This window comes from Streptomyces sp. NPDC037271 (assembly GCF_055603605.1).
The window spans coordinates 21199-44497 of the sequence record NZ_JBVJVN010000016.1 but is presented as its reverse complement, the minus strand read 5'-3'; the positions used below and the strand labels follow the sequence as shown (position 1 = coordinate 44497).

The 23299-nt window shown below is 71.0% G+C and carries 19 protein-coding genes and 5 tRNA genes; 16 read left to right on the top strand and 8 right to left on the bottom strand.

All coding sequences use genetic code 11. The features are described from left to right. From ACZ7G3_RS24770 to ACZ7G3_RS24750, 5 genes are all read right to left on the bottom strand, one after another. The gene (locus ACZ7G3_RS24770; protein ID WP_470928283.1) at positions 1-3276 is read right to left on the bottom strand and encodes a nitrate- and nitrite sensing domain-containing protein; all 3276 of its coding nucleotides are present in this window, start codon (positions 3274-3276) and stop codon (positions 1-3) included. Positions 3277-3678: 402 nt separating this feature from the next. Then, on the bottom strand, positions 3679-4254 hold the full coding sequence (locus ACZ7G3_RS24765; RefSeq protein WP_426522086.1) for a GTP-binding protein: 576 nt from the start codon (positions 4252-4254) through the stop codon (positions 3679-3681). After that, a complete protein-coding gene (locus tag ACZ7G3_RS24760; protein WP_003973454.1) occupies positions 4235-4633 on the bottom strand; it encodes a DUF742 domain-containing protein in 399 nt (132 codons plus the stop codon). The genes ACZ7G3_RS24765 and ACZ7G3_RS24760 overlap by 20 nt, the downstream gene beginning before the upstream one ends. Positions 4634-4744: 111 nt before the next feature. Further along, the gene (locus ACZ7G3_RS24755; protein ID WP_003993189.1) at positions 4745-5158 is read right to left on the bottom strand and encodes a roadblock/LC7 domain-containing protein; all 414 of its coding nucleotides are present in this window, start codon (positions 5156-5158) and stop codon (positions 4745-4747) included. 9 nt (positions 5159-5167) lie between these two features. Next, a complete protein-coding gene (locus tag ACZ7G3_RS24750; RefSeq protein WP_470928282.1) occupies positions 5168-9202 on the bottom strand; it encodes a sensor histidine kinase in 4035 nt (1344 codons plus the stop codon). 601 nt (positions 9203-9803) lie between these two features. On the opposite strand from ACZ7G3_RS24750, the gene ACZ7G3_RS24745 reads away from it, so the two are divergent. From ACZ7G3_RS24745 to ACZ7G3_RS24705, 9 genes are all read left to right on the top strand, one after another. Next, a complete protein-coding gene (locus ACZ7G3_RS24745; protein ID WP_470928350.1) occupies positions 9804-9992 on the top strand; it encodes a hypothetical protein in 189 nt (62 codons plus the stop codon). A 183-nt stretch (positions 9993-10175) separates the two neighbouring features. Further along, a complete protein-coding gene (locus ACZ7G3_RS24740) occupies positions 10176-10952 on the top strand; it encodes a fumarylacetoacetate hydrolase family protein (RefSeq protein ID WP_426600212.1) in 777 nt (258 codons plus the stop codon). After that, positions 10945-12432 (top strand): glutamate--tRNA ligase, encoded by a 1488-nt coding sequence (gene gltX / locus ACZ7G3_RS24735; RefSeq protein WP_470928281.1) that lies wholly within the window; start codon positions 10945-10947, stop codon positions 12430-12432. The genes ACZ7G3_RS24740 and gltX overlap by 8 nt, the downstream gene beginning before the upstream one ends. 592 nt (positions 12433-13024) lie before the next feature. Then, positions 13025-13759 (top strand): HAD family hydrolase, encoded by a 735-nt coding sequence (locus ACZ7G3_RS24730; RefSeq protein ID WP_426600209.1) that lies wholly within the window; start codon positions 13025-13027, stop codon positions 13757-13759. Between the two features lie 93 nt (positions 13760-13852). Next, positions 13853-13924 (top strand) — tRNA-Gln (locus ACZ7G3_RS24725). Positions 13925-13964: 40 nt separating this feature from the next. Next, positions 13965-14037 (top strand) — tRNA-Glu (locus tag ACZ7G3_RS24720). A 62-nt stretch (positions 14038-14099) separates the two neighbouring features. Beyond that, positions 14100-14172: transfer RNA gene (locus tag ACZ7G3_RS24715), tRNA-Glu, on the top strand. Positions 14173-14192: 20 nt separating this feature from the next. After that, positions 14193-14264, top strand: a tRNA-Gln gene (locus tag ACZ7G3_RS24710). Positions 14265-14308: 44 nt separating this feature from the next. Further along, positions 14309-14381 (top strand) — tRNA-Glu (locus ACZ7G3_RS24705). A 147-nt stretch (positions 14382-14528) separates the two neighbouring features. On the opposite strand, the gene ndgR is transcribed toward ACZ7G3_RS24705, so the two are convergent. Beyond that, positions 14529-15245: an IclR family transcriptional regulator NdgR gene (ndgR, locus tag ACZ7G3_RS24700; RefSeq protein ID WP_217162275.1), complete on the bottom strand. Its 717-nt coding sequence runs from the start codon at positions 15243-15245 to the stop codon at positions 14529-14531. Between the two features lie 197 nt (positions 15246-15442). Here ndgR and leuC point away from each other — a divergent pair, with 197 nt between their 5' ends. From leuC to ACZ7G3_RS24680, 4 genes are all read left to right on the top strand, one after another. Continuing rightward, complete coding sequence (leuC, locus tag ACZ7G3_RS24695) at positions 15443-16873, top strand: 3-isopropylmalate dehydratase large subunit (protein WP_426600208.1); 1431 nt, start codon at positions 15443-15445, stop codon at positions 16871-16873. Positions 16874-16878: 5 nt separating this feature from the next. After that, entirely contained in the window at positions 16879-17472 is a 594-nt protein-coding gene (gene leuD / locus ACZ7G3_RS24690) for a 3-isopropylmalate dehydratase small subunit (protein ID WP_470928280.1), read from the top strand. 276 nt (positions 17473-17748) lie between these two features. Further along, positions 17749-17979, top strand: coding sequence for an SCO5555 family protein (locus ACZ7G3_RS24685; RefSeq protein WP_426600206.1), 231 nt, complete (start codon positions 17749-17751; stop codon positions 17977-17979). 137 nt (positions 17980-18116) lie between these two features. Beyond that, complete coding sequence (locus tag ACZ7G3_RS24680; RefSeq protein ID WP_470928279.1) at positions 18117-18764, top strand: HU family DNA-binding protein; 648 nt, start codon at positions 18117-18119, stop codon at positions 18762-18764. Between the two features lie 209 nt (positions 18765-18973). Here the strand turns inward: ACZ7G3_RS24680 and ACZ7G3_RS24675 are convergent, their stop codons facing one another. Together ACZ7G3_RS24675 and cofC are read right to left on the bottom strand one after the other, a co-directional pair. Next, entirely contained in the window at positions 18974-19177 is a 204-nt protein-coding gene (locus tag ACZ7G3_RS24675; protein WP_426600204.1) for a hypothetical protein, read from the bottom strand. A gap of 9 nt (positions 19178-19186) precedes the next feature. Further along, positions 19187-19825, bottom strand: coding sequence for a 2-phospho-L-lactate guanylyltransferase (cofC, locus tag ACZ7G3_RS24670; protein WP_426600203.1), 639 nt, complete (start codon positions 19823-19825; stop codon positions 19187-19189). 143 nt (positions 19826-19968) lie between these two features. On the opposite strand from cofC, the gene ACZ7G3_RS24665 reads away from it, so the two are divergent. The 3 genes from ACZ7G3_RS24665 (at position 19969) to ACZ7G3_RS24655 (ending at position 23029) form a co-directional block, all read left to right on the top strand. Further along, on the top strand, positions 19969-20772 hold the full coding sequence (locus ACZ7G3_RS24665; RefSeq protein ID WP_470928278.1) for a lysophospholipid acyltransferase family protein: 804 nt from the start codon (positions 19969-19971) through the stop codon (positions 20770-20772). Next, positions 20769-21779: an NAD(P)H-dependent glycerol-3-phosphate dehydrogenase gene (locus ACZ7G3_RS24660; protein ID WP_470928277.1), complete on the top strand. Its 1011-nt coding sequence runs from the start codon at positions 20769-20771 to the stop codon at positions 21777-21779. The genes ACZ7G3_RS24665 and ACZ7G3_RS24660 overlap by 4 nt, the downstream gene beginning before the upstream one ends. A gap of 92 nt (positions 21780-21871) precedes the next feature. Beyond that, positions 21872-23029 carry a D-alanine--D-alanine ligase family protein gene (locus ACZ7G3_RS24655; protein ID WP_470928276.1) on the top strand — a complete coding sequence of 386 codons (1158 nt, stop codon included), beginning with the start codon at positions 21872-21874 and terminating at the stop codon, positions 23027-23029. Positions 23030-23299: the final 270 nt, after the last annotated feature.

Genomic DNA, 23299 nt, shown 5'->3' with positions numbered 1-23299 from the left:
CTAACGCTCCTGGTTGTAGGTGCTGTCAGGACCACGGTGTTCATTCCTTGTGTCCTGGCCGTTCGTTTCACTGCCTGCGCTGCGGCCTCGCTCGACGCCGCGGCGCAGGTTGCTCAGCCTGCCCCGGACGTCCTCCGGGGCGCGGGAGACCTGGGGGCCTCCCTGTGGAGTGGTTTCGGCGGCGCCCTCGACCAGGTTGGCCTTGGGTACCCGTCGCGGCAGGCCCGAGGAGGTCACCCCGCCCGCCTTGGGCTTGCGCAGCGCCGAGGCCTGCTGCCAGCGGTCGTCGTTCGCCGACCGCCAGTTGTCCTCGCCGCCCGCCCCCGGCGCGGTGGCCGGCGTCTCCTGGGCCACGTGCCCCGCGTCGCCGGTGCCGCTCGCGGCCGAACCGCGGCGGGGAAGACCGGCGTCGGTCATCTCGTGGGCGGCGGAGGGGGCCGGACCCGGACGGTCGAAGCCTACGCGGTCCGCACCGTTCACGTCAGCGGCCTGCGCGGATTCCGGAGCCGGGGCACCCGCGGGGTACTGGTCCGGATAGCCGTTCCGGTGACCGTCCTGCTGGGGCCAGTCGTCCTGGTAGCGCCGCTGTTCGAAGGCCGGGTAGGCCTCCTGGGCGCCGGAGCCCGCCGGCCGGTGCTCGTCCTGGCCCGCCTCCGCGAAGGAGGGGTCCGGGTAGCCGCCGTCGGCCGGGTAGCCGCCGTTCTGCGGCAGACCGCCGTTCGGCGCGTAGTACTGCTCGCCGTACGACTGCTGCTGCGGTTCCTGGTACGACTGCTGCTGGTCCGGGTACGCCGACTGCGGGTCGTACGCGCCGTTCTGCTGCTCCGGGTAGCCGCCCCGGCCCTGGTCGAACCCCGGCTGCTGCCCCGTGAACTGGTCCTGGAAGCCGGACGCCTCGGTGTTCTCGGGGCCGCGCTCCGCGGGACCGGACAGCTCGGGGTGCGTCTGCGCCTCCAGGGCCGCGCGGCGCCCCTCGCGCATCAGCGAGCGGCCGACCGGGTCGAGCTCGCGTATGTCGTCGGGGACCTCGGAGTACCGGCTGTCGTCGAAGCCCAGCTCGGCGGCGGTCCGCATGGGCTGACCGACCTGACCGAAGCTCTCGCCGCCCTGGAAGTCCTGCTCCGGGATGATCTGCGAGACGGTGAACTCGTCGCGCGCCTGCTGTTCGCCGCCGCCACCGTGGGTGATGGCGTCCGGGAGCATGACCAGCGACGTGGTGCCCGCCTGCTCGCCGGAGGGGCGCAGCTGGACGCGGATGCCGTGCCGGTCGGACAGCCGGCCGACCACGAACAGGCCCATGCGCTGCGAGATCGCGGCGTCCACGGTCGGCGGGTTGGCCAGCTTGTGGTTGATGTCCGCGAAGTCCTCGGCGGTCAGGCCGATGCCCTTGTCGTGGATCTCGACCATCACACGGCCGTCGGGCAGACGGGTCGCGGTGACGCGGACCTTGGTCTGCGGGGAGGAGAACGTGGTGGCGTTCTCCAGCAGCTCGGCGAGCAGGTGCACGAGGTCGGTCACGGCCCGGCCGTGGATCTCGGCCTCCGGCACGCCGGACAGCTCGATGCGCTCGTACTGCTCCACCTCGGAGGAGGCGGCGCGCAGCACGTCGACCAGCGGGACCGGCTGGTCCCAGCGGCGGCCGGGCTCCTCGCCGGCGAGGACCAGGAGGTTCTCGCCGTTGCGGCGCATACGGGTGGCCAGGTGGTCCAGCCGGAAGAGGTTCTCCAGCTGGTCGGGTTCGGCCTCGTTGTTCTCCAGGTCGGTGATCAGGCTCAGCTGGCCCTCGATCAGCGACTGGTTGCGGCGCGAGAGGTTGGTGAAGATCGCGTTGATGTTGCCCCGCAGCAGAGCCTGCTCGGAGGCGAGCCGGACGGCCTCGCGGTGCACCTGGTCGAAGGCGCGGGCGACTTCGCCGATCTCGTCGGTCGTGGTGATCGGAATCGGCTGGACCCGGGTGTCGACCCGGCCGGGGTCGGTGCGGGAGAGCTGGTCGACCAGCATCGGCAGGCGCTGCTCGGCGATGCCGAAGGCGGCGTTGCGCAGCTGGCGCATGGAGCGGCTCATCTGGCGGGCCACCATGCCGGCCAGGATGAACGCGGCGAGCAGCGCGATCACGACCGCGGCACCCGTGATGTAGGCGTCCCGCTCGGCGTCGTCGGCGATCGTGGACGCCTCGGACACCGCCCTGTCCGCGAGGTCCGACTCGATCTTGCCGTACGCGTCGAACTTGAGGGTGTTGACCGCCCACCAGTTGTCCGGGGTGATGCCCTGCTCGGCCAGGTCGGCCCGCGCACTGGTGTCGGTGGAGTCAAGCCGGGCCAGCTCCGAGACCATGGTGGTCGGGTTGGCCGGCGGCGGCACGTAGTCCGGGTCCTTGGCCTTGGCCGCCTTGGCCATGGCCGCCCCGTCCGTCTTGAGCCGCGCCTGGGCGTCCTCGAGCTTCTGCGCGTCCGCCTCGGTACCGCCGCCGATGTACTCCTCGAGGGCGATGCGCTCCAGGTAGGCGTACGAGGAGAGCGCGACGCGCTGGCTGGCGAGGTGGCTGGGGTCCGGGCCCGGCTTGATCAGCATGTGCATGCCGATGGAGCGCTCCAGGGAGAGCGCCGCCTTGGTCAGGGAGATCGCGTAGACGGTACGGCCGTAGGAGGTGATGTTGCCGGTGCCCAGGCCGAGCTCGTTGGCGAACTCCATCAGGGGGTGGGCGATGCCGGTGTAGCCCTCCTCGGTCTCCACGCCCTTGAGGTTGGAGGTGTACGCGGCCACGCGCAGCGTCTGGAGCTTGGGCTCCTGCTCGCGGAACACCTTCAGCCGGCGCTCGAGTCCGTCCTTGCCCGGCATGCCCTGGGCGGCCTCGTCGAACGCGTCGGCCGCCTCGTCGGTCGCCCGGCGTGCCTCGGCGACGGCGGCGTCCTCCTGGCCCTTGCCCTGCAGCAGCGGGGCGGCGGTGACGTCGCGCTCGTTGTAGAGGGCGCCCGCGTAACCGAGGGAGGCCTGCACCAGGCGTGCGGTGCTCTCGGCGTCCTCGGCGTCCTGCCAGGTGTCGATCGAGCCCTTCACCTGGAAGCCGCCCATGACGAGGCCGACCAGCACGGGTATGAGCAGGATCGCGTTCAGCCGGGTGGTCACCCGCCAGTTGCGCGGGGAGATGCGGCCTCCGCTCGAGGCGGGCACGGCCTTGGGTTCCGCAGCGGGCTCGGGGGCGGGCGCCGCTGCGCGCGGCGGCGGGGTGAAGTTGCCCCGGGCCGATGGCTCGGGACTGTTCTTGCTTCGCCTCACTCGACCAACAACCTCTCGGCGGTCGGCACATACGTCGTGCCGCTGTGTCTCAGAGCCCAGTTCGTCATGGAGTACGCGCTACTGCTGAGTACGTCTTTGACCATTGGGCAGTTCTGGCATTCCAGCACGGCGACCAGCGCTCTTCCAAACAGTGGAACGCGAGGGTTACACGTGATGTAAGCCGCGCGTAAAACGGTCATAAAGAGCGAGGCCCGTCAAAAGACGGGGCGTCCGTGCGCACAGTGAGACCAGTTGACCGCGTCGCGTGTTGATACCACCCGATTCCTCTGCCGAAACGTTATGAACGGCGGAGCCGACCGTGTCAAAGGACACAGTCGGCTCCGTTACGCCTACGACAAGTGCCGTAGAACCCTGCCGACTTGGCTGTGACCGTCTGTGGACCTACCGCAGCCGTGCCATCAGCGCGTGCTCCACCAGCGTGATCAGCGCACTCTTCGCGTCGGCGCGGTGCCGCGCGTCGGTCGTGATGATCGGGGTGTCCGGCCCGATCTGCAGTGCCTCGCGGACCTCGTCCGGGTTGTACGGCTGCTGGCCGTCGAAGCCGTTGAGCGCGACGACGAACGGCAGACCCGAGTTCTCGAAGTAGTCCACCGCGGGGAAGCAGTCGGCCAGCCGCCGCGTGTCCACCAGCACCACGGCGCCGATGGCGCCGCGGACCAGGTCGTCCCACATGAACCAGAAACGGTCCTGACCGGGCGTGCCGAACAGGTACAGGATCAGGTCCTGGTCGAGCGTGATGCGGCCGAAGTCCATGGCGACCGTGGTGGTCGTCTTGCCCCCGGCGTGTGTGAGGTCGTCGATCCCGGCGCTGGCGGAGGTCATCACGGCCTCCGTGCGCAGGGGGTTGATCTCGGAGACGGCGCCCACGAACGTGGTCTTGCCGACGCCGAAGCCGCCGGCCACCACGATCTTCGCGGAGGTGGTCGCCCGGCCTCCGTCAGAGCTTTCGAAGTCCACTGAGCACCCTTTCGAGCAGTGTCACGTCCGGTGCACCGCCGTTGTTCTCGTCGCCACCAGGCTGGTGAATGGCGACCAGCCCGGCCTCCGCGAGGTCCGCGACGAGGATCCGGGCCACGCCGAGAGGCATCGCCAGCAGGGCCGACACCTCGGCCACCGACTTCACCTCGCGGCACAGATGGCAGATGCGCTGGTGCTCGGGAAGCAGCCCCATGAGCGCTGCCGGGTCGGCCGTCGTGCTGATCAGCGCCTCGATGGCGAGCTGATAGCGCGGCCTGGTCCGGCCGCCGGTCATCGCGTACGGACGTACCAGCGGCTGGTCGCCCTCGTCCTCGTACGGCTCCGCGTACGGATCATGAGAGGCGGTGGGCGGGGTCATGAATCCTCCGGGCGGGACAGCAGGTTGGTCAGTCGTGCCGTCTGACGAGGCCGGTGGGGGGATTGTGGCGGCCGGACGGTGATTTGGTAACACGGGTGGTGCCGGGGCCGTTCAGTGGAGCAGACTTCCTTGCAGTTCAGCGCGCAGGTCGGGCGTGAGTACCGCCCCCGCGCGGTCGACCAGGAGCGCCATCTCGTAGCCGACGAGGCCGATGTCGCACTCCGGGTGGGCGAGGACGGCCAGGGACGAGCCGTCCGAGACGGACATGAGGAAGAGGAATCCGCGCTCCATCTCCACGACCGTCTGTGCCACGCTGCCGCCCTCGAAGATCCGGGACGCGCCGGCGGTCAGCGAGGTCAGCCCCGAGGCGACGGCCGCGAGCTGGTCGGCGCGGTCGCGCGGGAAGCCCTCCGACATCGCCAGAAGGAGTCCGTCGGCGGACACGACGACGGTGTGGGACACCCCTGGGGTGTTGTCCACGAAATTCGTGATCAACCAGTTGAGGTTCTGTGCCGCCTGGCTCATCGGGCTCAACTAACGCTCCTGCTGGTGAGTGGGCCGCGGATAGCTGCCGGTCTGGTTGGTACCGGCCTGACGGCCCTGTGCGATTCCCCGACGGAGATTGGTCAGCCGGCCGCGCACCTCGTCGGGCGCACGCGACACCTGCGGACCGCTCTGCTGCGACTGCTGCTGAGCCGTTCCCGGGACGAGGTTGGCCCGGGGCACCCGGCGCGGGAGGCCGGAGGTGGTGATCCCACCCGCGGCCGGTTGCCGGACGCGTTCCGCCTGCCGGACGAGGTCGTCGTTCGGCGAGCTGCGCCAGGCGGAGGTGGCGGGCCGCTGGGGGGCCGCCGGGGTCTGGGGCTGGGAGGCCTGCGGCTCCGGTTCCGGGGCCGGCGCGTCCTGCTGCGCCCTCGCCTCGCGGTCGCCGTGGAACCAGTTGGTCTCCAGCGTGTCGAACAGGGGCGTACGGCCGTCACCGGGACCGGCGGCCGGCGGCAGCGCCCATCCGTCACCGTGCTGCTGCGCGGCGGCTCCGTCGGAGTTGCCGTTGGTGCCCGCAGGCTCCTGGTGGACGGGATGCTGCGAGGGGGCCGACGGCCGCGGGGCACCGAAGTCGTTGCCGCTCTGTACACCGTTGACCTGGGGACGCTCGAACTGGCCGGTGACGGCCGGGTCCTGACGGTCCGGCAGACGGTGCTGCCCGGTCGAGCCGTTGTCGTAGCCCTGGGCGCCGGTGAACAGGCCGGTCGCGGCCGGGCCGTTCGGCGCCGCCTGACCGGGCTGACCGCCGAAGACGTCCGAGCGGACGAAGGACCCGCCGTTCTGCTGCGGGGCGGCCGGCTCGGGACGCGCGAACTGGTCGTTCTGCGGGGCGCTCACGCCGCCCTGACCGTACTGGTCCCGGCCCGGCTGGTTCTGGCCGTACTGGTCCTGGCCCGGCTGGTTCTGGCCGTACTGGTCGTGGCCCGGCTGGCTCTGGCCGTACTGGTTCTGACCGGACTGGTCCTGGCCGTACTGGTCGTGGCCCGGCTGGCTCTGGCCGTACTGGTCCTGACCGGACCGGTCCTGGCCGTACTGGTCGTGGCCCGGCTGGGTGAACTGGCCCGTGTTCTGCGGGTCGTCCTGGCGAGGGGCCGGGGCGTCGAAGTCCGGACGGGCGAACTCGGCCGTGGCGGCGGGGCCCTGGGACTCACCGGGCCGGGGGATGACCGGCATCTCGGTGGTCGATCCCGGACCCTGCCGGTCGTCGGGGCGCGGCGTGCGGTCCGTACGGGAGCTGTCCGGCTCCTCGTGGCCGCGCGGGGCGTCCAGCGCGGCACGCGCCACGGGGGGCTGCGCGTTCTCGTCGCTCCAGCTGGGCGTGCGGGGCTGCGGGTTGCCGCCGGGCAGCTCGGCCCGCGGACCACCGCGAGGCGGCAGCTGCGGACGACGGCCCTGCTCGGCGTCGCCGTTCGCGTTGCCGCGGCGCTTGCCGCGCTGCGGGGGCGCGGAGGAGCCGCGTCCGCCGGCGAAGAGCGAGGTGTCCTGGCCCTGCGGCGCGTTCATGCCCGCGGCCTGCAGGCCCTGCGGAGCACCGGGCGCCTGACCGGCGCCGGCCGGAGCCGGGCGGTTCTGCTTGTTCGGCCCCGCCGGGGACTGGGGCCCGCGCGCGCCGCCCGGCGCACCCGGGCGACCGCCCGCGTCGCGCCCGGGCAGCGCGGCCCGGGGTCCCTGGCCGGCACCGAGCCGTCCGCCGCCGGGCGCACCGGCGCCGAGGGCACCGCCACCGCCGCCGAAGGCACCGCCGCCGAGAGCGCCGCCGCCCTGGCCACCACCACGCCGGGCCGCCGCGGCACCCGCCGCGGCCTGCGCGGCAGCCGGGCCGCCGTTGCCCGCGGCCGGCTGACCCGGCTTGGGCTGCGGCTTGCGGCCGCCCTGGGCGACGTCGACGGGCAGCATGACCAGCGCGGTCGTGCCACCGGAGTCGGACGGACGCAGCTGGATGCGGATGCCGTGGCGCTGCGAGAGGCGGCCGACCACGAACAGGCCCATGCGGCGGGAGACGGAGACGTCCACGGTGGGCGGCGCGGCGAGCCGCTCGTTGATCGCGGCCAGGTCCTCCGGAGAGAGGCCGATGCCGGTGTCGTGGATCTCGATCAGCACGCGGCCGTCCGGCAGCGCGTGACCGGTGACCTTGACCTTGGTCTGCGGGGAGGAGAACGAGGTCGCGTTCTCCAGCAGCTCGGCGAGCAGGTGCACGAGGTCGTTGACCACGCGGCCGGCGACCTCGGTGGTCGGCACGGAGGACAGCTCGATGCGCTCGTACTGCTCCACCTCGGAGGCGGCGGCGCGGAGCACGTCGACCAGCGGGACCGGGCGGGTCCAGCGACGGCCGGGCTCCTCACCGGCGAGGACGAGGAGGTTCTCACCGTTACGGCGCATACGCGTCGCGAGGTGGTCGAGCTTGAACAGCGAGGACAGCTGGTCCGGGTCGGCCTCGCGGGACTCCAGTTCGGAGATCAGCGACAGCTGGCGCTGGATCAGGCCCTGGGAGCGGCGCGAGAGGTTGGTGAACATCGCGTTGACGTTGCCCCGCAGCAGGGCCTGCTCGGCGGCGAGGCGGACCGCCTCGCGGTGCACCTCGTCGAAGGCGGAGGCCACTCGGCCGATCTCGTCCCGGGAGTGCACACCGACCGACTCCACCGAGGTGTCGACGTCCTGCGGGTCGGTCTCGGAGAGCTGCTTGACCAGCTCGGGCAGGCGGTCCTGGGCGACCTTGGTCGCGGTGTCCTCCAGGCGGCGCAGCGAGCGGATCATGGAGCGGGCCACGACGAAGGCGCCGACCAGGGAGACACCGAGCACCAGCAGGATCACGACACCCGAGATGATCGCCTCGCGCTCGGACTCGCTGCGCAGCTCACGGGCCTGCTGCTCCATGTCCTCCAGCAGCTTCAGCTCGATGTTCTTCATCTGCTGGATCTTGGTGGAGCTGTCGTCCAGCCAGTCCTGGTAGGACCGCTTGTCCAGGCCGCCGATGGCGTCCTTCTTGCCGAGCGCGCGGCCGGCGTACTCGTCGGACGACTCGATCACCGGGTTGCCCTCGGAGATCGGCTTGAGGAGTTCCTCGGCCCCGTCGCCGTAGATGCTGGTGAAGCTGCGGATCTCGGACTTCTGGCTCTGCAGCGCGGACTCGGCGTAGAGCCGGTCGTTCTCCGCGAGTTCGCCCTTCGTGGTGTTGCTCGCCGGGAGGGCGGCCGCGAGGACGGCGCGCTGGATGGACGCGTACTCCTTGGCCGAGGAGAAGGCCGACAGCGCGCGCGTGCGCTGGATCATGTCGGGGTTGCTGGTCGCCTCCGCCATGTCCTGCGAGAGGTCGAGCAGGTGGGTGATGAGGCGGTGGTAGGCCTCGACCGTCTGGGTCGAGTTGCCCTCGGCCTGGTAGGCGTTGCTCCGGATCCGCTCCAGGTCGTTCAGGTCGCCGGCGAGGCCGACGAGGCTGTCGCGGACGCCGACGAGGTTGCCGTCCTTGCTGGCGGCGTCGATCGCCTCGGAGCTGTCGAGGAAGTTCTTCCGGGCCCGGTCGGTCTTCTCCCGGTCGCCCTTGACGGCGATGGCACCGGACGTCGAGTCGTGGGCGAGGGGACCGGCGGACTGGTCGCGCTCCTCCTGGAGCGCGGCGGCCAGCTCGGTGGCCTGCTTGGTCATCTCGGTCAGCAGCTTCATGTTGTCGAGCTGCTGGATGTCGTCCATCGACTGGTTGATGCGCATCGCGCCCAGCGAGGTCGCGGCGACCACCGGAAGCGCGAGCAGCGACACCAGACGGGTGGAGATCCGCCAGTTGCGCAGGGCTATTCGCGGTCCGGGGCCGGTCGAGCCCTTGGCCGGCTTGGCGGGCGGCTTCTGGCCGGGAGCGGACGGGGCCGCCGCCTGGCCGGGGCGCCCGGCGCGGTCCCCGCCGTCGCCGGACTGCTCCTGGCCCTGGTTCTGGGCGTGCTGGGGCGAGGAGCCGACGGCCTTGGGGCCGGCCCCGCCGTGCGGCTCCGGCTCCGCCGAAGCGCTGCCATCCCTCTTGAAACGTCCCTGCACTAGCGTCGCAACCTCTGGACCAGGCGCCCGGCCGCGTGAACGGCTGGGCACGGTGTCGGCGTCATAGGGGCGCCCTGAATACGCCCCCGTGGTGGTCGTGAGTGACCGGCGCTGGGTCCCCCTTCTCGCCGCCGTTCGGCGCTGGTGTGCGCCCCCTGTGCGCCGGCTCGATCCCGCAGCGGTCCGTGGAATTCCAGCACAGTGCAGGATCTCCAACAAGGCCCATGGGTCGTCCCGTGACGCAGGTGACAGCACGTGAGGGGTGGGTCACCAGACGTAGAAAGTGATCACCCGCAAAACGGATATACATCCGCGAGTCGGCGGCGTGCGACGGGTGTCCCAGACGACATGATCAGGAGCGGAATGGGGGCTTCAGGTGGGCAATGTCGGTTTCGTCGGGGTGGTGTGCGAGCCGGAATTGACCGGTTTGACCCTGGATGAGTGAGCAAACTCACACGGAGATCATGGGCTCGGCCCCGGTTGCCGGGGAATCGCATGTTTAGCCTGACGCTTTACAGAGAAGGCAAAACCGACAACCCGCGCCCTCGCAGGGGTTCTTGCAGCCCTCCGGCGCCCGGACAGGACAGGGCTTCGTACAACCGTGAAGACGACGACGATGTTCCACAAGATCGCCAACCCGCGACGCACCACGCTGGCGCACCTCGACGCCGCTGCCGAGCTGCAGACGCCGGAGCAGCCGGAGCACGCCGTCGAGCTCCCCGCCCAGACCGCCAACCCCCGGCGCACGATCCTGATGGAGATCCCGGCCGCGGCCTCCGCCGCACAGTAGTACGCCACCCGGCCGCCGACTGTTCGGCCGGCCGAACGGGCACACGGGCGCCCGCGCGACGAACCGACGCCTCCCGGCGGGTCACGGCACGTCATGCGCGAGGCGCCCGCCCTGTGCGGCCTGCCCGCCGCGTTAGCCTGGAGTGTCAGACTCCAGCCAGCTCAGCAAGGGGCCAAGCAACCCGTGCGCATCGCCAGGTTCTCCATCGACGGGAACGTCGCCTTCGGCGCGGTCGAGGGCGACCAGCCGGACCAGCTCGTCCTCGACATCATCAAGGGCATCCCGTTCGCGGACTTCGAGCTCTCCGGCACCAAGGTGCCCCTGAGCAAGGTGCGGCTCCTGCCGCCCGTACTCCCCAACAAGGTCGTCGCCTTCGGCCGCAACTACGCCGAACACGCCCGCGAACTCGGCAACGAGGTGCCCGACGCCCCGTTCGCCTTCTTCAAGCCGTCCACCTCGGTCATCGGCCCCGGCGACGCGATCCAGTACCCCTCCTTCTCCGAGGAACTGCACCACGAGGCCGAGCTCGCCGTCGTCATCGGCCGCATGTGCCGCGAGGTCCCGCGCGACCGCGTCAAGGACGTCATCTTCGGCTACACCTGCGCCAACGACGTCACCGCCCGCGACGTGCAGCGCCGCGAGAAGCAGTGGGCCCGCGCCAAGGGCTTCGACTCGGCCTGCCCGCTGGGCCCCTGGGTGGAGACGGACCTCGACCCGGCCGACCTGACCATCCAGCTCACGGTCAACGGCGGCCAGCGCCAGCTCGGCCGCACCAGCGAGATGATCCACTCCATCGAGGATCTGATCGTCAACATCTCCGAGGCGATGACGCTGCTCCCCGGTGACGTGATCCTCACGGGCACCCCGGCCGGCGTCGGCCCCCTCAACGTCGGCGACGAGGTCGCCGTCACCATCGAAGGCATCGGCACTCTCACCAACAAGGTTGTCAAGCGTGGCTAGCGCACCCGGCTCCCCCGTACGCGTCCGTTTCTGTCCGTCCCCCACCGGTAACCCCCACGTGGGCCTGGTCCGCACCGCCCTGTTCAACTGGGCGTTCGCCCGGCACCACCAGGGCACGCTGGTCTTCCGCATCGAGGACACCGACGCGGCCCGCGACTCCGAGGAGTCGTACCAGCAGCTCCTGGACTCGATGCGCTGGCTGGGCTTCGACTGGGACGAGGGCCCGGAGATCGGCGGCCCCCACGCGCCGTACCGCCAGTCGCAGCGCATGGACATCTACCAGGACGTCGCCGCCAAGCTCCTCGACGCCGGCCACGCCTACCGCTGCTACTGCTCCCAGGACGAGCTGGACACCCGCCGCGAGGCCGCCCGCGCCGCCGGCAAGCCCTCCGGCTACGACGGCCACTGCCGCGACCTGACCGACGCGCAGGTCGAGGAGTACGTCGCCCAGGGCCGTGAGCCCATCGTCCGCTTCCGGATGCCCGACGAGGCGATCACCTTCACGGACCTGGTCCGCGGCGAGATCACGTACCTCCCCGAGAACGTCCCGGACTACGGCATCGTCCGCGCGAACGGCGCCCCGCTCTACACGCTCGTCAACCCGGTCGACGACGCCCTGATGGAGATCACCCACGTCCTGCGCGGCGAGGACCTGCTCTCCTCCACCCCGCGCCAGATCGCCCTGTACAAGGCGCTGATCGAGCTGGGCGTCGCCAAGGAGATCCCCGCCTTCGGCCACCTGCCGTACGTCATGGGCGAGGGCAACAAGAAGCTCTCCAAGCGCGACCCCCAGTCGAGCCTGAACCTCTACCGGGAGCGCGGCTTCCTCCCCGAGGGCCTGCTCAACTACCTCTCCCTGCTCGGCTGGTCGCTCTCCGCCGACCAGGACATCTTCACGATCGAGGAGATGGTCGCGGCCTTCGACGTCACCGACGTCCAGCCCAACCCGGCCCGCTTCGACCTCAAGAAGTGCGAGGCGATCAACGCCGACCACATCCGCCTGCTCGAGGTGAAGGACTTCACCGAGCGCTGCCGCCCGTGGCTGAAGGCCCCCGTCGCCCCCTGGGCGCCGGAGGACTTCGACGAGGCCAAGTGGCAGGCGATCGCGCCGCACGCGCAGACCCGTCTGAAGGTCCTCTCCGAGATCACCGACAACGTCGACTTCCTGTTCCTCCCGGAGCCGGTCTTCGACGAGGCGTCCTGGACGAAGGCCATGAAGGAGGGCTCGGACGCCCTGCTCCGCACCGCCCGCGAGAAGCTGGACGCGGCCGACTGGACGTCCCCCGAGTCCCTCAAGGAGGCCGTCCTGGCCGCCGGCGAGACCCACGGCCTCAAGCTCGGCAAGGCCCAGGCCCCCGTCCGCGTCGCCGTCACCGGCCGCACGGTCGGCCTGCCCCTCTTCGAGTCCCTGGAGGTCCTGGGCAAGGAGAAGACGCTGACCCGCATCGACGCGGCCCTGTCGAGGCTCGCGGCGGCGTAACGCACCGAAGCACGCGTGAAGGGCGGCAGCCGAGGAGGCTGCCGCCCTTGTCGTACGCCTCCCGGGCCACGCCTTCCCGGCCCCTCCGCCGTCGTCCCGGCAGACGGGACGCGTGCGCCGTGAGGACAGGGACCCGCGTCTCTGCGGTGACCGGTCGGCCTGCGACCGGGCGGCTGTCGTCGAGCAGCCGCAGCGCCGGCTTGCGGTCGCCGGCCCCGAGGCCCGGGACGACGAGGGCACCGTCGCGGCCGTGGGCGCCATCCGCGGCCGGATACGGCTGACGTTCCCACGCCTGGGCGAGACGCCGCACGAAGCCGGGTTCCCCCTGCGGCGACCCGGTCCGGACCGGAGTCCTCACCGTCGGCATCGAGGCGGTGACGGCCGGACACGACGTCGTGCGGAGCGTGCCGGCCGAGGTGGACCGCCGTCCGGCCAGCCGGCCGGCCACCGAGGCCGGAGCACTGTCCGATTCGCGGATACGCATCGAGTCCGCGGACACTCATCCAGATCGAGGGCCCCGCCCCCCGGCAGCCGTCCGGCCGCCCGTCCGGTATCCCCACGCCCGCCGCTTCGGCGGCCTAGGCTGGGTGCCATGCCGATCCGAGCAGTTGTCTGGGACGTCGACGACACACTCTTCGACTACACCACCGCCGACCGCGAGGGCATGCGGGCCCACCTCGTGGCGGAAGGGCTCCTCGCGGGGTACGGGTCGGCCGAGGAGGCCCTCGTGCGCTGGCGGGAGATCACCGACCGGCAGTGGGCCCGGTTCGCGGCCGGTGAGGTCGACTTCGTCACACAGCGGCGCGACCGCACCCGGGTCTTCCTGGGCCGGCCGGAGCTGACGGACACCGAGGCCGACGACTGGTTCCAGCGGTACGTCACGCACTACGAGGCCGCCTGGTCCCTCTTCCCGGACGTCCTGCCCGTCCTCGACGCCCTCGCCGACAGCCACCGGCACGCCGTGCTCTCGAACTCCAGCCTGACCGTCCAGGACCGCAAGCTGCGCGTCCTCGGCGTGCACGACCGCTTCGAGGCCATCCTGTGCGCCGCCGAGCTGGGCGTCTCCAAGCCCGATCCCGGCGCCTTCCTGGCCGCCTGCGACGCCCTCGGCCTCGCCCCGCGGGAGGTCGCCTACGTCGGCGACCACCCGGAGATCGACGGGCGCGGAGCCGCGGACGCGGGGCTGCTGTCGGTGTGGATCGACCGCGGTGGCGTGTACGCGACCGTCGACCCGCCCGCCGACCGGCGCCGTATCGCCTCCCTCTCCGAACTCCCTGCGCTCCTCGGCGCCGATACCCGTTTTGGAGCCCCGTCCACCTTCGGGTAATGTTCTTCCTGCGCCGCCGGAGAGCGGGCCGAAAGGGCCGGGAACCGGAAGCGCAACGCTAGAACAAGATCCCCTCCGGGGCTTGCGTTCCAGTGGCCTATGGTGTAATTGGCAGCACGACTGATTCTGGTTCAGTTAGTCTTGGTTCGAGTCCAGGTAGGCCAGCTCGCAGAGCTCATCTGCACCGTGGAGATCACTCCACAAAGCCCCCGTTGTGTAGCGGCCTAGCACGCCGCCCTCTCAAGGCGGTAGCGCCGGTTCGAATCCGGTCGGGGGTACAGATCCTTCCCGCGAGGACAGTCAGGGTAGCTCCCGCCGTCTTCGATGCAGGATCGCTAGGGCCCCCGTTGTGTAGCGGCCTAGCACGCCGCCCTCTCAAGGCGGTAGCGCCGGTTCGAATCCGGTCGGGGGTACAAACTGGTCTAAACCACATTGGTCTATGGTGTAATTGGCAGCACGACTGATTCTGGTTCAGTTAGTCTAGGTTCGAGTCCTGGTAGACCAGCTCGGGTCTGCAGCGGAGTAGCATGCAACGCTTGCAAGATCCTCGCCCCCGTTGTGTAGCGGCCTAGCACGCCGCCCTCTCAAGGCGGTAGCGCCGGTTCGAATCCGGTCGGGGGTACAACAGGTTCGGTGGCCCTTCGCTTCGGCGGAGGGCCACCGGCGTTTTGGCCGTCGCCAACTCCCCGTACGGCGCCATGGCGTCGGAAAGGGCCCGCCGCGGCGTTGAGGCGGACCCGATCCCGGTCACGTATCCAGGCAGGCGCGGTCAGCCCGTGCGGCGCAGGGCCTCGGAGAGACGGCCGGCGGCGTCGATGATCGCCTGGGCGTGCATGCGGCCCGGATGGCGCGACAGGCGCTCGATGGGGCCGGAGACGGACACGGCGGCCACCACGCGGTTGGAGGGGCCGCGCACGGGCGCGGAGACGGACGCCACCCCCGGCTCCCGCTCACCGATCGACTGCGCCCAGCCGCGCCGCCGCACGCCGGACAGGGCCGTCGCCGTGAAGCGGGCGCCCTGCAGGCCCCGGTGGAGGCGCTCGGGCTCCTCCCAGGCCATGAGGATCTGCGCCGACGAGCCTGCCTTCATGGTGAGCGTGGAGCCGACCGGGACGGTGTCCCGCAGGCCCGACAGACGCTCGGCGGCGGCCACGCAGATGCGCATGTCGCCCTGGCGGCGATAGAGCTGGGCGCTCTCGCCCGTGATGTCACGGAGGTGGGTGAGCACCGGGCCCGCCGTGGCGAGCAGCCGGTCCTCGCCGGCCGCCGCGGCCAGTTCGGCCAGACGCGGACCGAGAATGAACCGGCCCTGCATGTCCCGCGCCACCATGCGGTGGTGTTCCAGCGCCACGGCCAGGCGGTGGGCCGTGGGTCGTGCCAGTCCGGTCGCACCGACCAACCCCGCGAGGGTGGCCGGACCGGACTCCAGAGCGCTCAGGACGAGGGCCGCCTTGTCCAGAACGCCGACGCCGCTACTGTTGTCCATGCAACGATACTCCCGTCTCACTCTGTGAAACGCAAGTTCAATTTTCCATGGAACCCGCCACTCTGGACGGCAGGAAGTCACAACGGCCCGTGACGAAAGGGCCTGGTGGCGGTTGCCCGGAAACACAGGGGTGCGGGCACCGCTTCCCCAAGATCTCTAGTTGGGTCGGCGCTCTGCCGCCGGCCGGAGGGAAAGCGATGGGTAGGACACTCGCGGAGAAGGTCTGGGACGACCACGTCGTCCGGCGCGCCGAAGGCGAGCCCGACCTCCTCTTCATCGATCTGCACCTGCTGCACGAGGTGACCAGCCCGCAGGCCTTCGACGGCCTCCGCAAGAGCGGCCGCCCGGTGCGGCGGCTCGACCTGACCATCGCCACCGAGGACCACAACACCCCGACCCTCGACATCGACAAGCCCATCGCGGACCCGGTCTCCCGGGTCCAGCTGGAGACGCTGCGCAAGAACTGCGCGGACTTCGGCGTCCGGCTGCACCCGCTGGGCGACGTCGAGCAGGGCGTCGTCCACGTCGTCGGCCCGCAGCTGGGCCTGACCCAGCCCGGCACCACCGTGGTCTGCGGCGACTCGCACACCTCCACGCACGGCGCCTTCGGCGCGCTGGCGTTCGGCATCGGCACCTCCCAGGTCGAGCACGTCCTGGCCACCCAGACGCTGCCCATGGCCCGCCCGAAGACCATGGCGATCACCGTCAACGGCGAACTGCCCGACGGCGTCACGGCCAAGGACCTGATCCTCGCCATCATCGCGAAGATCGGCACCGGCGGCGGCCAGGGCTACATCCTGGAGTACCGCGGCGAGGCCATCGAGAAGCTCTCGATGGAGGCCCGGATGACCATCTGCAACATGTCGATCGAGGCCGGCGCCCGCGCGGGCATGATCGCCCCCGACGAGACCACCTTCGCCTACCTCCAGGGCCGCTCGCACGCCCCCGAGGGCGCCGACTGGGACGCCGCCGTCGCGTACTGGAAGACGCTGCGCACCGACGACGACGCCGAGTTCGACGCCGAGGTCGTCATCGAGGCCGCCGAACTGTCCCCGTTCGTCACCTGGGGCACCAACCCGGGCCAGGGCGCGCCGCTTTCCGCCGCCGTCCCCGACCCCGCTTCGTACGAAGACGCCTCGGAGCGCTTCGCCGCCGAAAAGGCCCTGGAGTACATGGGGTTGGAGGCCGGGCAGCCGCTGCGCTCCATCAAGGTGGACACCGTCTTCGTAGGTTCCTGCACCAACGGCCGCATCGAGGACCTGCGCGCCGCCGCCGAGATCGTACGGAGCCGCAAAGTCGCCGACGGCGTACGGATGCTGGTCGTCCCCGGATCCGCGCGGGTGGGTCTGCAGGCCGTCTCCGAGGGCCTGGACGAGGTCTTCAAGGAGGCCGGCGCCGAGTGGCGGCACGCGGGCTGCTCGATGTGCCTGGGCATGAACCCGGACCAGCTGGCACCCGGTGAGCGCTCCGCGTCCACGTCCAACCGCAACTTCGAGGGGCGGCAGGGCAAGGGAGGCCGCACCCACCTGGTGTCGCCGCAGGTCGCGGCCGCCACGGCGGTCCTGGGCCACCTGGCCTCCCCGGCCGACCTCGCCGCCGCCGACGCCCCCACGCCCGCTGGAGTCTGAGAGTCATGGAAGCATTCACCACCCACACCGGCCGGGCCGTCCCGCTGCGCCGCAGCAACGTCGACACCGACCAGATCATCCCCGCCCACTGGCTCAAGAAGGTGACGCGGGACGGCTTCGAGGACGGGCTGTTCGAGGCCTGGCGCAAGGACCCGGAGTTCGTGCTCAACCGGCCCGAGCGCGCGGGTGCGACGGTCCTGGTGGCCGGCCCCGACTTCGGCACCGGCTCCTCCCGCGAGCACGCCGTCTGGGCGCTGCAGAACTACGGCTTCAAGGCCGTGATCTCCTCCCGCTTCGCCGACATCTTCCGCGGCAACTCGCTGAAGAACGGCCTGCTCACGGTGGTCCTCGACCAGAAGGTCGTGGACGCGCTGTGGGAGCTCACGGAGAAGGACCCGCAGGCGGAGGTCACGGTCGACCTCGAGGCCCGTGAGGTTCGCGCGGAGGGCATCACCGCCTCCTTCGAGCTGGACGAGAACTCCCGCTGGCGGCTGCTGAACGGGCTGGACGACATCTCGATCACCCTCCAGAACGAGGCCGACATCGCCGCGTACGAGGCGAAGCGTCCGTCGTTCAAGCCGCAGACCCTCCCCGTCTGATTCGCGGGCGGTCTCCGAGGCCGCCGCAAGGTCGAGTTTCGGCCACCCAACACACCGGCTGTACCCCCGATCGGGCCGATCGGGGGTACAGCCGTTTCTGGTGCCGGGCGCATGCGCGTGTCGCGGCTGGAGCATCCAACTTCCCACGTTAGAGGCCTGGTTGCCGGGGTACGAAGATCACGGCGACGCATCTTCCGGATGTGCTCAGGAGGTCGTTGGGGGCGGCAGTTGCCCCCTGCGCAGGCGACAACTCGCCCCAGATGGCACAATCTGTGCATGGAACACGACGGCCAACTCCAGCTCTATGCGGCGGTCGCGTCCCGGCTCAAGGAAGCGCACACAAGAGTGCGCGCACTGCAAGTCCCGGAGGGCGTACGGATGGCGCTGACCCGGAAGCTGCTGGTCATTACGGCCGCGGCCAAACACGATCTCGCCGGTGCGGCAAGGCGCCTGGAGCGGTTCACCGAGGACCTCGACGAGGGGCGATTCCCCGAAGAGGAAGGCTGAACAGGCCGGGACAGCCCGAGTCCGTTGCGGCACAAGGGTGATTAGACCGTTTCGTGTTTGATTTGCGGTATATATCTGCCTAACGTGCGAAAAAGCTTGAACACATTCGTTCTGGCGATGTCTCCGAAGGGGAAGACGTGAACAAGGCGCAGCTCGTAGAAGCGATTGCCGACAAGTTGGGCGGCCGCCAGCAGGCCGCCGACGCTGTCGACGCGGTCCTGGACGCCCTCGTCCGTGCAGTGGTCTCGGGCGACCGGGTCTCGGTCACCGGCTTCGGCTCCTTCGAGAAGGTCGACCGCCCGGCTCGCTACGCCCGTAACCCCCAGACGGGCGAGCGGGTTCGGGTCAAGAAGACCTCCGTGCCGCGCTTCCGCGCGGGCCAGGGCTTCAAGGACCTGGTGAGCGGCTCGAAGAAGCTCCCGAAGAACGACATCGCGGTCAAGAAGGCCCCCAAGGGCAGCCTGTCCGGCCCGCCGCCCACCATCTCCAAGGCCGCGGGCAAGAAGGCCGCCGCCAAGAAGGCCACGGGCGCCGCGAAGAAGGCCACGGGCGCGGCCAAGAAGACGACCGCGGCGGCGAAGAAGACGACCGCGAAGAAGACCGCCGGCGCGGCGACCGCGAAGAAGACCCCCGCCAAGAAGTCCACGGCCAAGACCACCACGACGGCGGCGAAGACCACGGCCAAGAAGGCCCCCGCGAAGAAGGCGACGGCGAAGAAGGCCCCCGCCAAGAAGTCGACCGCCCGCAAGACCACCGCCAAGAAGGCCCCCGCCCGCAAGAAGTAACAGGCAGTAGCGGAAGCTGCGGAGGCGGTAGCAGCAGCGGAAGCAGCAGGCGAACGGGCACAGGGGCACTCACGCGCCGGGCCGGACTCCCTCTCGGAGCCCGGCCCGCGGCCTGTTCGGGGTCCGGCAGGGCCCCGCAGGGGAACGACAGGGCCACCCACGGGAACGGCAGGGGGCGACAAGCGGGACAGGAGCGAGGGCCGCGCGGATCAGAACGTCTGGAGCGTCACCAGCGTGATCCGGCGGTCCGTGTCCCCGCCCTCGGTCTCGATCCGTACCCGCTGTCCGGGCCGCAGCAGTCTCAGGCCCCCCGCCTCGAACGCCGCCGCGTCGAAGGGCACGGGCGTGCCGTCGTCGAGCAGCACCTGCCCGCTGCGGCTTTCCGGGTCGTACGTGTATGCGGTCGCCTGCATGCCGGCAGCCTACTGCCCGGCGATCAGCAACCGCGCCGCCACCGCGGCTGTACGGGGTCCCACACCCAGCGCCAGCGCGGTGCGCAGATCGGCGCCGGTGTCGACGTCCTGCCGTACGGAATCCACCGCCTCGAGCCGTAGTTCCACGGCGCCGGACCTGCGGTGGCGGGCCCGGGAATCCGTACCGAAAGCGGGGGACAATTCACGGCCCGGCGCCGCTGCCAGCAGGGTCGTTCCGATTCCGGCGGAGTCCGCGAGAAAAGCGCGCGGGAATTGTGTGGCGGCCGCCAGTACGAGTGCCAATTCCGCGGGCCGCAGCGCGGGGAGATCGGCGTTGAGCGCGGCCACCGGACTTCCGGGACGTGCCGCCCGTACCGCGGCCGCTCCGTGCGCCAGGGCGGCGTTCAGGCCGCCGCGGGGCTCGTCCGGGACGACCCTGGCGCCCAGTGCCGCCAGCTCCCGTCCGGCCCGCGCGTCGTCCGTGACTACTGCCACATCCGCCACCGCCGGGCAGGCCAGCGCCGCTGCCACGGTGTCCTGGGCGAACGCCAGCGCGAGGCCCGGCCGCACCCCGTCGTCCGCGGTGTCCGACAGCCTGCTCTTGGCCCGGGCGAGGGGCTTCACGGGTACGACCAAGGTCCACTGCACGAGCGTTCCGTCCTTCTCTCGTCGCTGTCATTGTCACCCGGGGGACCTGGCGGTTCACTCTCCGGGGCGTACGGTGTTCTCGACAGACGGGCGGCCCGGGGCGACACTTGTCCGGCCCCAGGCCCTGGAGGAAAGGTGTCAGCGTGCCCCGCCGCAGAATCGGCTTCTGGTACCGCTTCGCCGCGGTGCTCTGCAAACCGCCGCTCGTGGTTCTGATCAAGCGGGACTGGCGGGGAATGGACAACATTCCGGCCGACGGTGGATTTATCACCGCCGTGAACCACAATTCGCACGTGGATCCCTTCGCGTACGCGCACTACCAGTACAACACCGGGCGCGTCCCGCGATTCCTGGCGAAGAGCGGCCTTTTCGGAAAGGGATTCGTCGGTGCCGCGATGCGGGGCACCGGACAGATCCCCGTCTACCGCGAGAGCACGGACGCGCTGAGCGCCTTCCGTGCCGCGATCGACGCCGTGGAGCGCGGCGAGTGCGTCGCCTTCTACCCGGAGGGCACCCTCACCCGCGACCCGGACGGCTGGCCGATGACCGCCAAGACCGGTGCCGCGCGCGTGGCCCTGCAGACCAAGTGCCCGGTGATTCCGGTCGCCCAGTGGGGCTGCAACGAACTGCTGCCGCCGTACGCCAGGAAGCCCAGCCTCCTCCCGCGCAAGACCCACCGTGTGCTGGCGGGCCCGCCGGTCGACCTGTCGCGGTTCTACGACAAGGAGATGACCGCGGAGGTGCTGAAGGAGGCCACCGAGGTCATCATGGCCGCCGTCACCCGCCAGCTGGAGGAGATCCGCGGCGAGAAGGCGCCCGAAACCCCCTACGACCCGCGCCGGGAGCGGATCGAGCAGCGGCGCCGGACCCAGCGGCAGGCGCAGACACAGACACACGCGACGCGGGCACGGACGCAGGGACCGCGGACAGAAGGGCAGAGCACGTGAGCAAGCCCGTCAAGGCGGCCGTCTTCGGCACCGGATCGTGGGGCACGGCCTTCGGCGCGGTCCTCGCCGACGCGGGGTGCGACGTCACCCTGTGGGGGCGCCGTGCCGCACTCGCCGACGCCGTCAACTCCACCCGGACCAACCCCGACTACCTGCCCGGCGTGGAACTCCCCGCGAACCTGCGGGCCACCACCGACGCCGCCGAGGCCGCGCACGACGCCGATTTCACCGTCCTCGCGGTCCCGTCCCAGACGCTGCGCGCCAACCTCGCCGACTGGACGCCGCTGCTGGCGCCCGGCACGGTCCTGGTGTCGTTGATGAAGGGCGTCGAACTCGGCTCCGCGATGCGGATGAGCGAGGTGATCGAGGACGTCGCCAAGGTCGGCGCCGAGCGCGTCGCCGTGGTCACCGGGCCCAACCTGGCCCGGGAGATCGCCGCCCGCATGCCGGCCGCCGCCGTGGTCGCCTGCCCCGACGAGTCCGTCGCCCAGCGGCTCCAGACCGCCTGCCACACACCGTACTTCCGCCCGTACACCAACACCGACGTCATCGGCTGCGAACTCGGCGGCGCGGTCAAGAACGTGATCGGGCTGGCCGTCGGCATCGCGGACGGCATGGGCCTCGGCGACAACGCCAAGGGGTCCCTCATCACGCGCGGCCTCGCCGAGACCACGCGCCTCGGGGTCGCCCTCGGCGCCGACCCGCTGACGTTCTCCGGACTGGCCGGTCTCGGCGACCTGGTGGCGACCTGCTCCTCGCCGCTGTCCCGCAACCACACCTTCGGCACCAACCTCGGCAAGGGCATGACCCTTCAGGAGACCATCGCGGTCACCAAGCAGACCGCGGAGGGCGTCAAGTCCTGCGAGTCGGTGCTGGATCTGGCCCGGCGGCACGGTGTCGACATGCCGATCACCGAGACGGTCGTCGGCATCGTGCACGAGGGCAAGCCCCCGGTGGTCGCGCTCAAGGAGCTGATGTCGCGCAGCGCGAAGCCGGAACGACGCTGAGCGACGCTCGGACGGAACCAGGCCGCCGCCCGCGCCACGCGGCTGTGGGGACGCTGCCCCGCGGCCCTGAGGGCGGGTACTCTCGACGCGATATGAGCACCGAGAACCTCCCCCAGAGCCCCGAGCAGCCGCCTCGCAAACCGCGTGTGGCCGTCGTGTTCGGCGGGCGCAGCTCCGAACACGGGATCTCCGTGGTCACGGCCGGCGCCGTCCTCGCGGCCATCGACCGGACGAAGTACGACGTCCTGCCGATCGGCATCACCCGCGACGGCCGCTGGGCCCTCACCGCCGACGAACCGGAACGCATGGCGATCACCGAACGCCGTACGCCCGACGTCGAGGAGCTGGCCGAGTCGACCGAGGGCGGCGTGGTGCTGCCCGTCGATCCCGGCAACCGCGAAGTCGTCTACAGCGAACCCGGTTCGGTGCCCAAGGCGCTGGGCGAGGTCGACGTCGTCTTCCCCGTGCTGCACGGCCCGTACGGCGAGGACGGCACCCTCCAGGGCCTGCTGGAGCTGTCCGGTGTGCCGTACGTCGGCGCCGGCGTGCTCGCCTCGGCCGTCGGGCAGGACAAGGAGTACATGAAGGCCGTGTTCACCTCCTACGGGCTGAAGGTCGGCCCGTACCTGGTGATCCGGCCCCGCGAGTGGCAGCAGGACCGTTCCGGCGCCCGCGAGAGGATCGTCGGCTTCGCCGGCGAGCACGGCTGGCCGCTGTTCGTGAAGCCCGCCCGCGCGGGGTCGTCGATCGGCATCACCAAGGTCGACGACCTCTCCGGACTCGACGAGGCGATCGAGGAGGCCCGGCGCCACGACCCGAAGATCCTCGTGGAGGCCACGCTGCGCGGCCGGGAGATCGAGTGCGGGGTGCTGGAGTTCGAGGACGGCCCCCGGGCCTCCCTTCCCGCCGAGATCCCGCCGCCCTCGGAGCACGCGTACTACGACTTCGAGGCCAAGTACATCGACTCCACCCCCGGCGTCGTGCCCGCCCCGCTCACGTCCGAGGAGACCGCCGAGGTCCAGCGGCTCGCCGTGGCGGCATTCGACGCGGCCTCCTGCGAGGGGCTGGTGCGCGCGGACTTCTTCCTCACCGAGGACGGAGAGTTCGTGATCAACGAGATCAACACCATGCCCGGCTTCACGCCGATCTCCATGTACCCGCAGATGTGGCAGGCGAGCGGCGTCGGCTACCCGGAGCTGGTGGACCGGCTGGTCCAGGCGGCGCTGACGCGGTCCACGGGACTGCGCTGACACCGGGGCCTGTCCGGCGGTCGCCGACGGCCCGGGCGCGGCTGCTCCCACGCTCGCTCTCGTGTGAGCCGGTCAGGTCCGTGCGGGTCCCACCGCCCCGCTCACCGGCGGCGAGCGGATGCCGTCCGTTTCGCACGGTCCCACGGCCCGGTCTCCGGGCAGTCACCGGTCCCGCGCACGGGGGGGGGGGGGGGGGGGGGGGGGGGGGGGGGGGGGGGTGGTGGGGGGGGGGGGGGGGATGGGGGGGGGGGGGGGGTGTTTCGTCCCGAC

What these genes read in the sequence shown, in the direction of transcription:
- ACZ7G3_RS24685 (WP_426600206.1), top strand. Translation starts at nt 17,749, where the DNA reads ATGGAACACGACGGCCAACTCCAGCTCTATGCGGCGGTCGCGTCCCGG.
- ACZ7G3_RS24675 (WP_426600204.1), bottom strand. Translation starts at nt 19,177, where the DNA reads ATGCAGGCGACCGCATACACGTACGACCCGGAAAGCCGCAGCGGGCAG.
- leuD (WP_470928280.1), top strand. Translation starts at nt 16,879, where the DNA reads ATGGAAGCATTCACCACCCACACCGGCCGGGCCGTCCCGCTGCGCCGC.
- ACZ7G3_RS24760 (WP_003973454.1), bottom strand. Translation starts at nt 4,633, where the DNA reads ATGACCCCGCCCACCGCCTCTCATGATCCGTACGCGGAGCCGTACGAG.
- ACZ7G3_RS24730 (WP_426600209.1), top strand. Translation starts at nt 13,025, where the DNA reads ATGCCGATCCGAGCAGTTGTCTGGGACGTCGACGACACACTCTTCGAC.
- ndgR (WP_217162275.1), bottom strand. Translation starts at nt 15,245, where the DNA reads ATGGACAACAGTAGCGGCGTCGGCGTTCTGGACAAGGCGGCCCTCGTC.
- ACZ7G3_RS24655 (WP_470928276.1), top strand. Translation starts at nt 21,872, where the DNA reads ATGAGCACCGAGAACCTCCCCCAGAGCCCCGAGCAGCCGCCTCGCAAA.
- ACZ7G3_RS24755 (WP_003993189.1), bottom strand. Translation starts at nt 5,158, where the DNA reads ATGAGCCAGGCGGCACAGAACCTCAACTGGTTGATCACGAATTTCGTG.
- leuC (WP_426600208.1), top strand. Translation starts at nt 15,443, where the DNA reads ATGGGTAGGACACTCGCGGAGAAGGTCTGGGACGACCACGTCGTCCGG.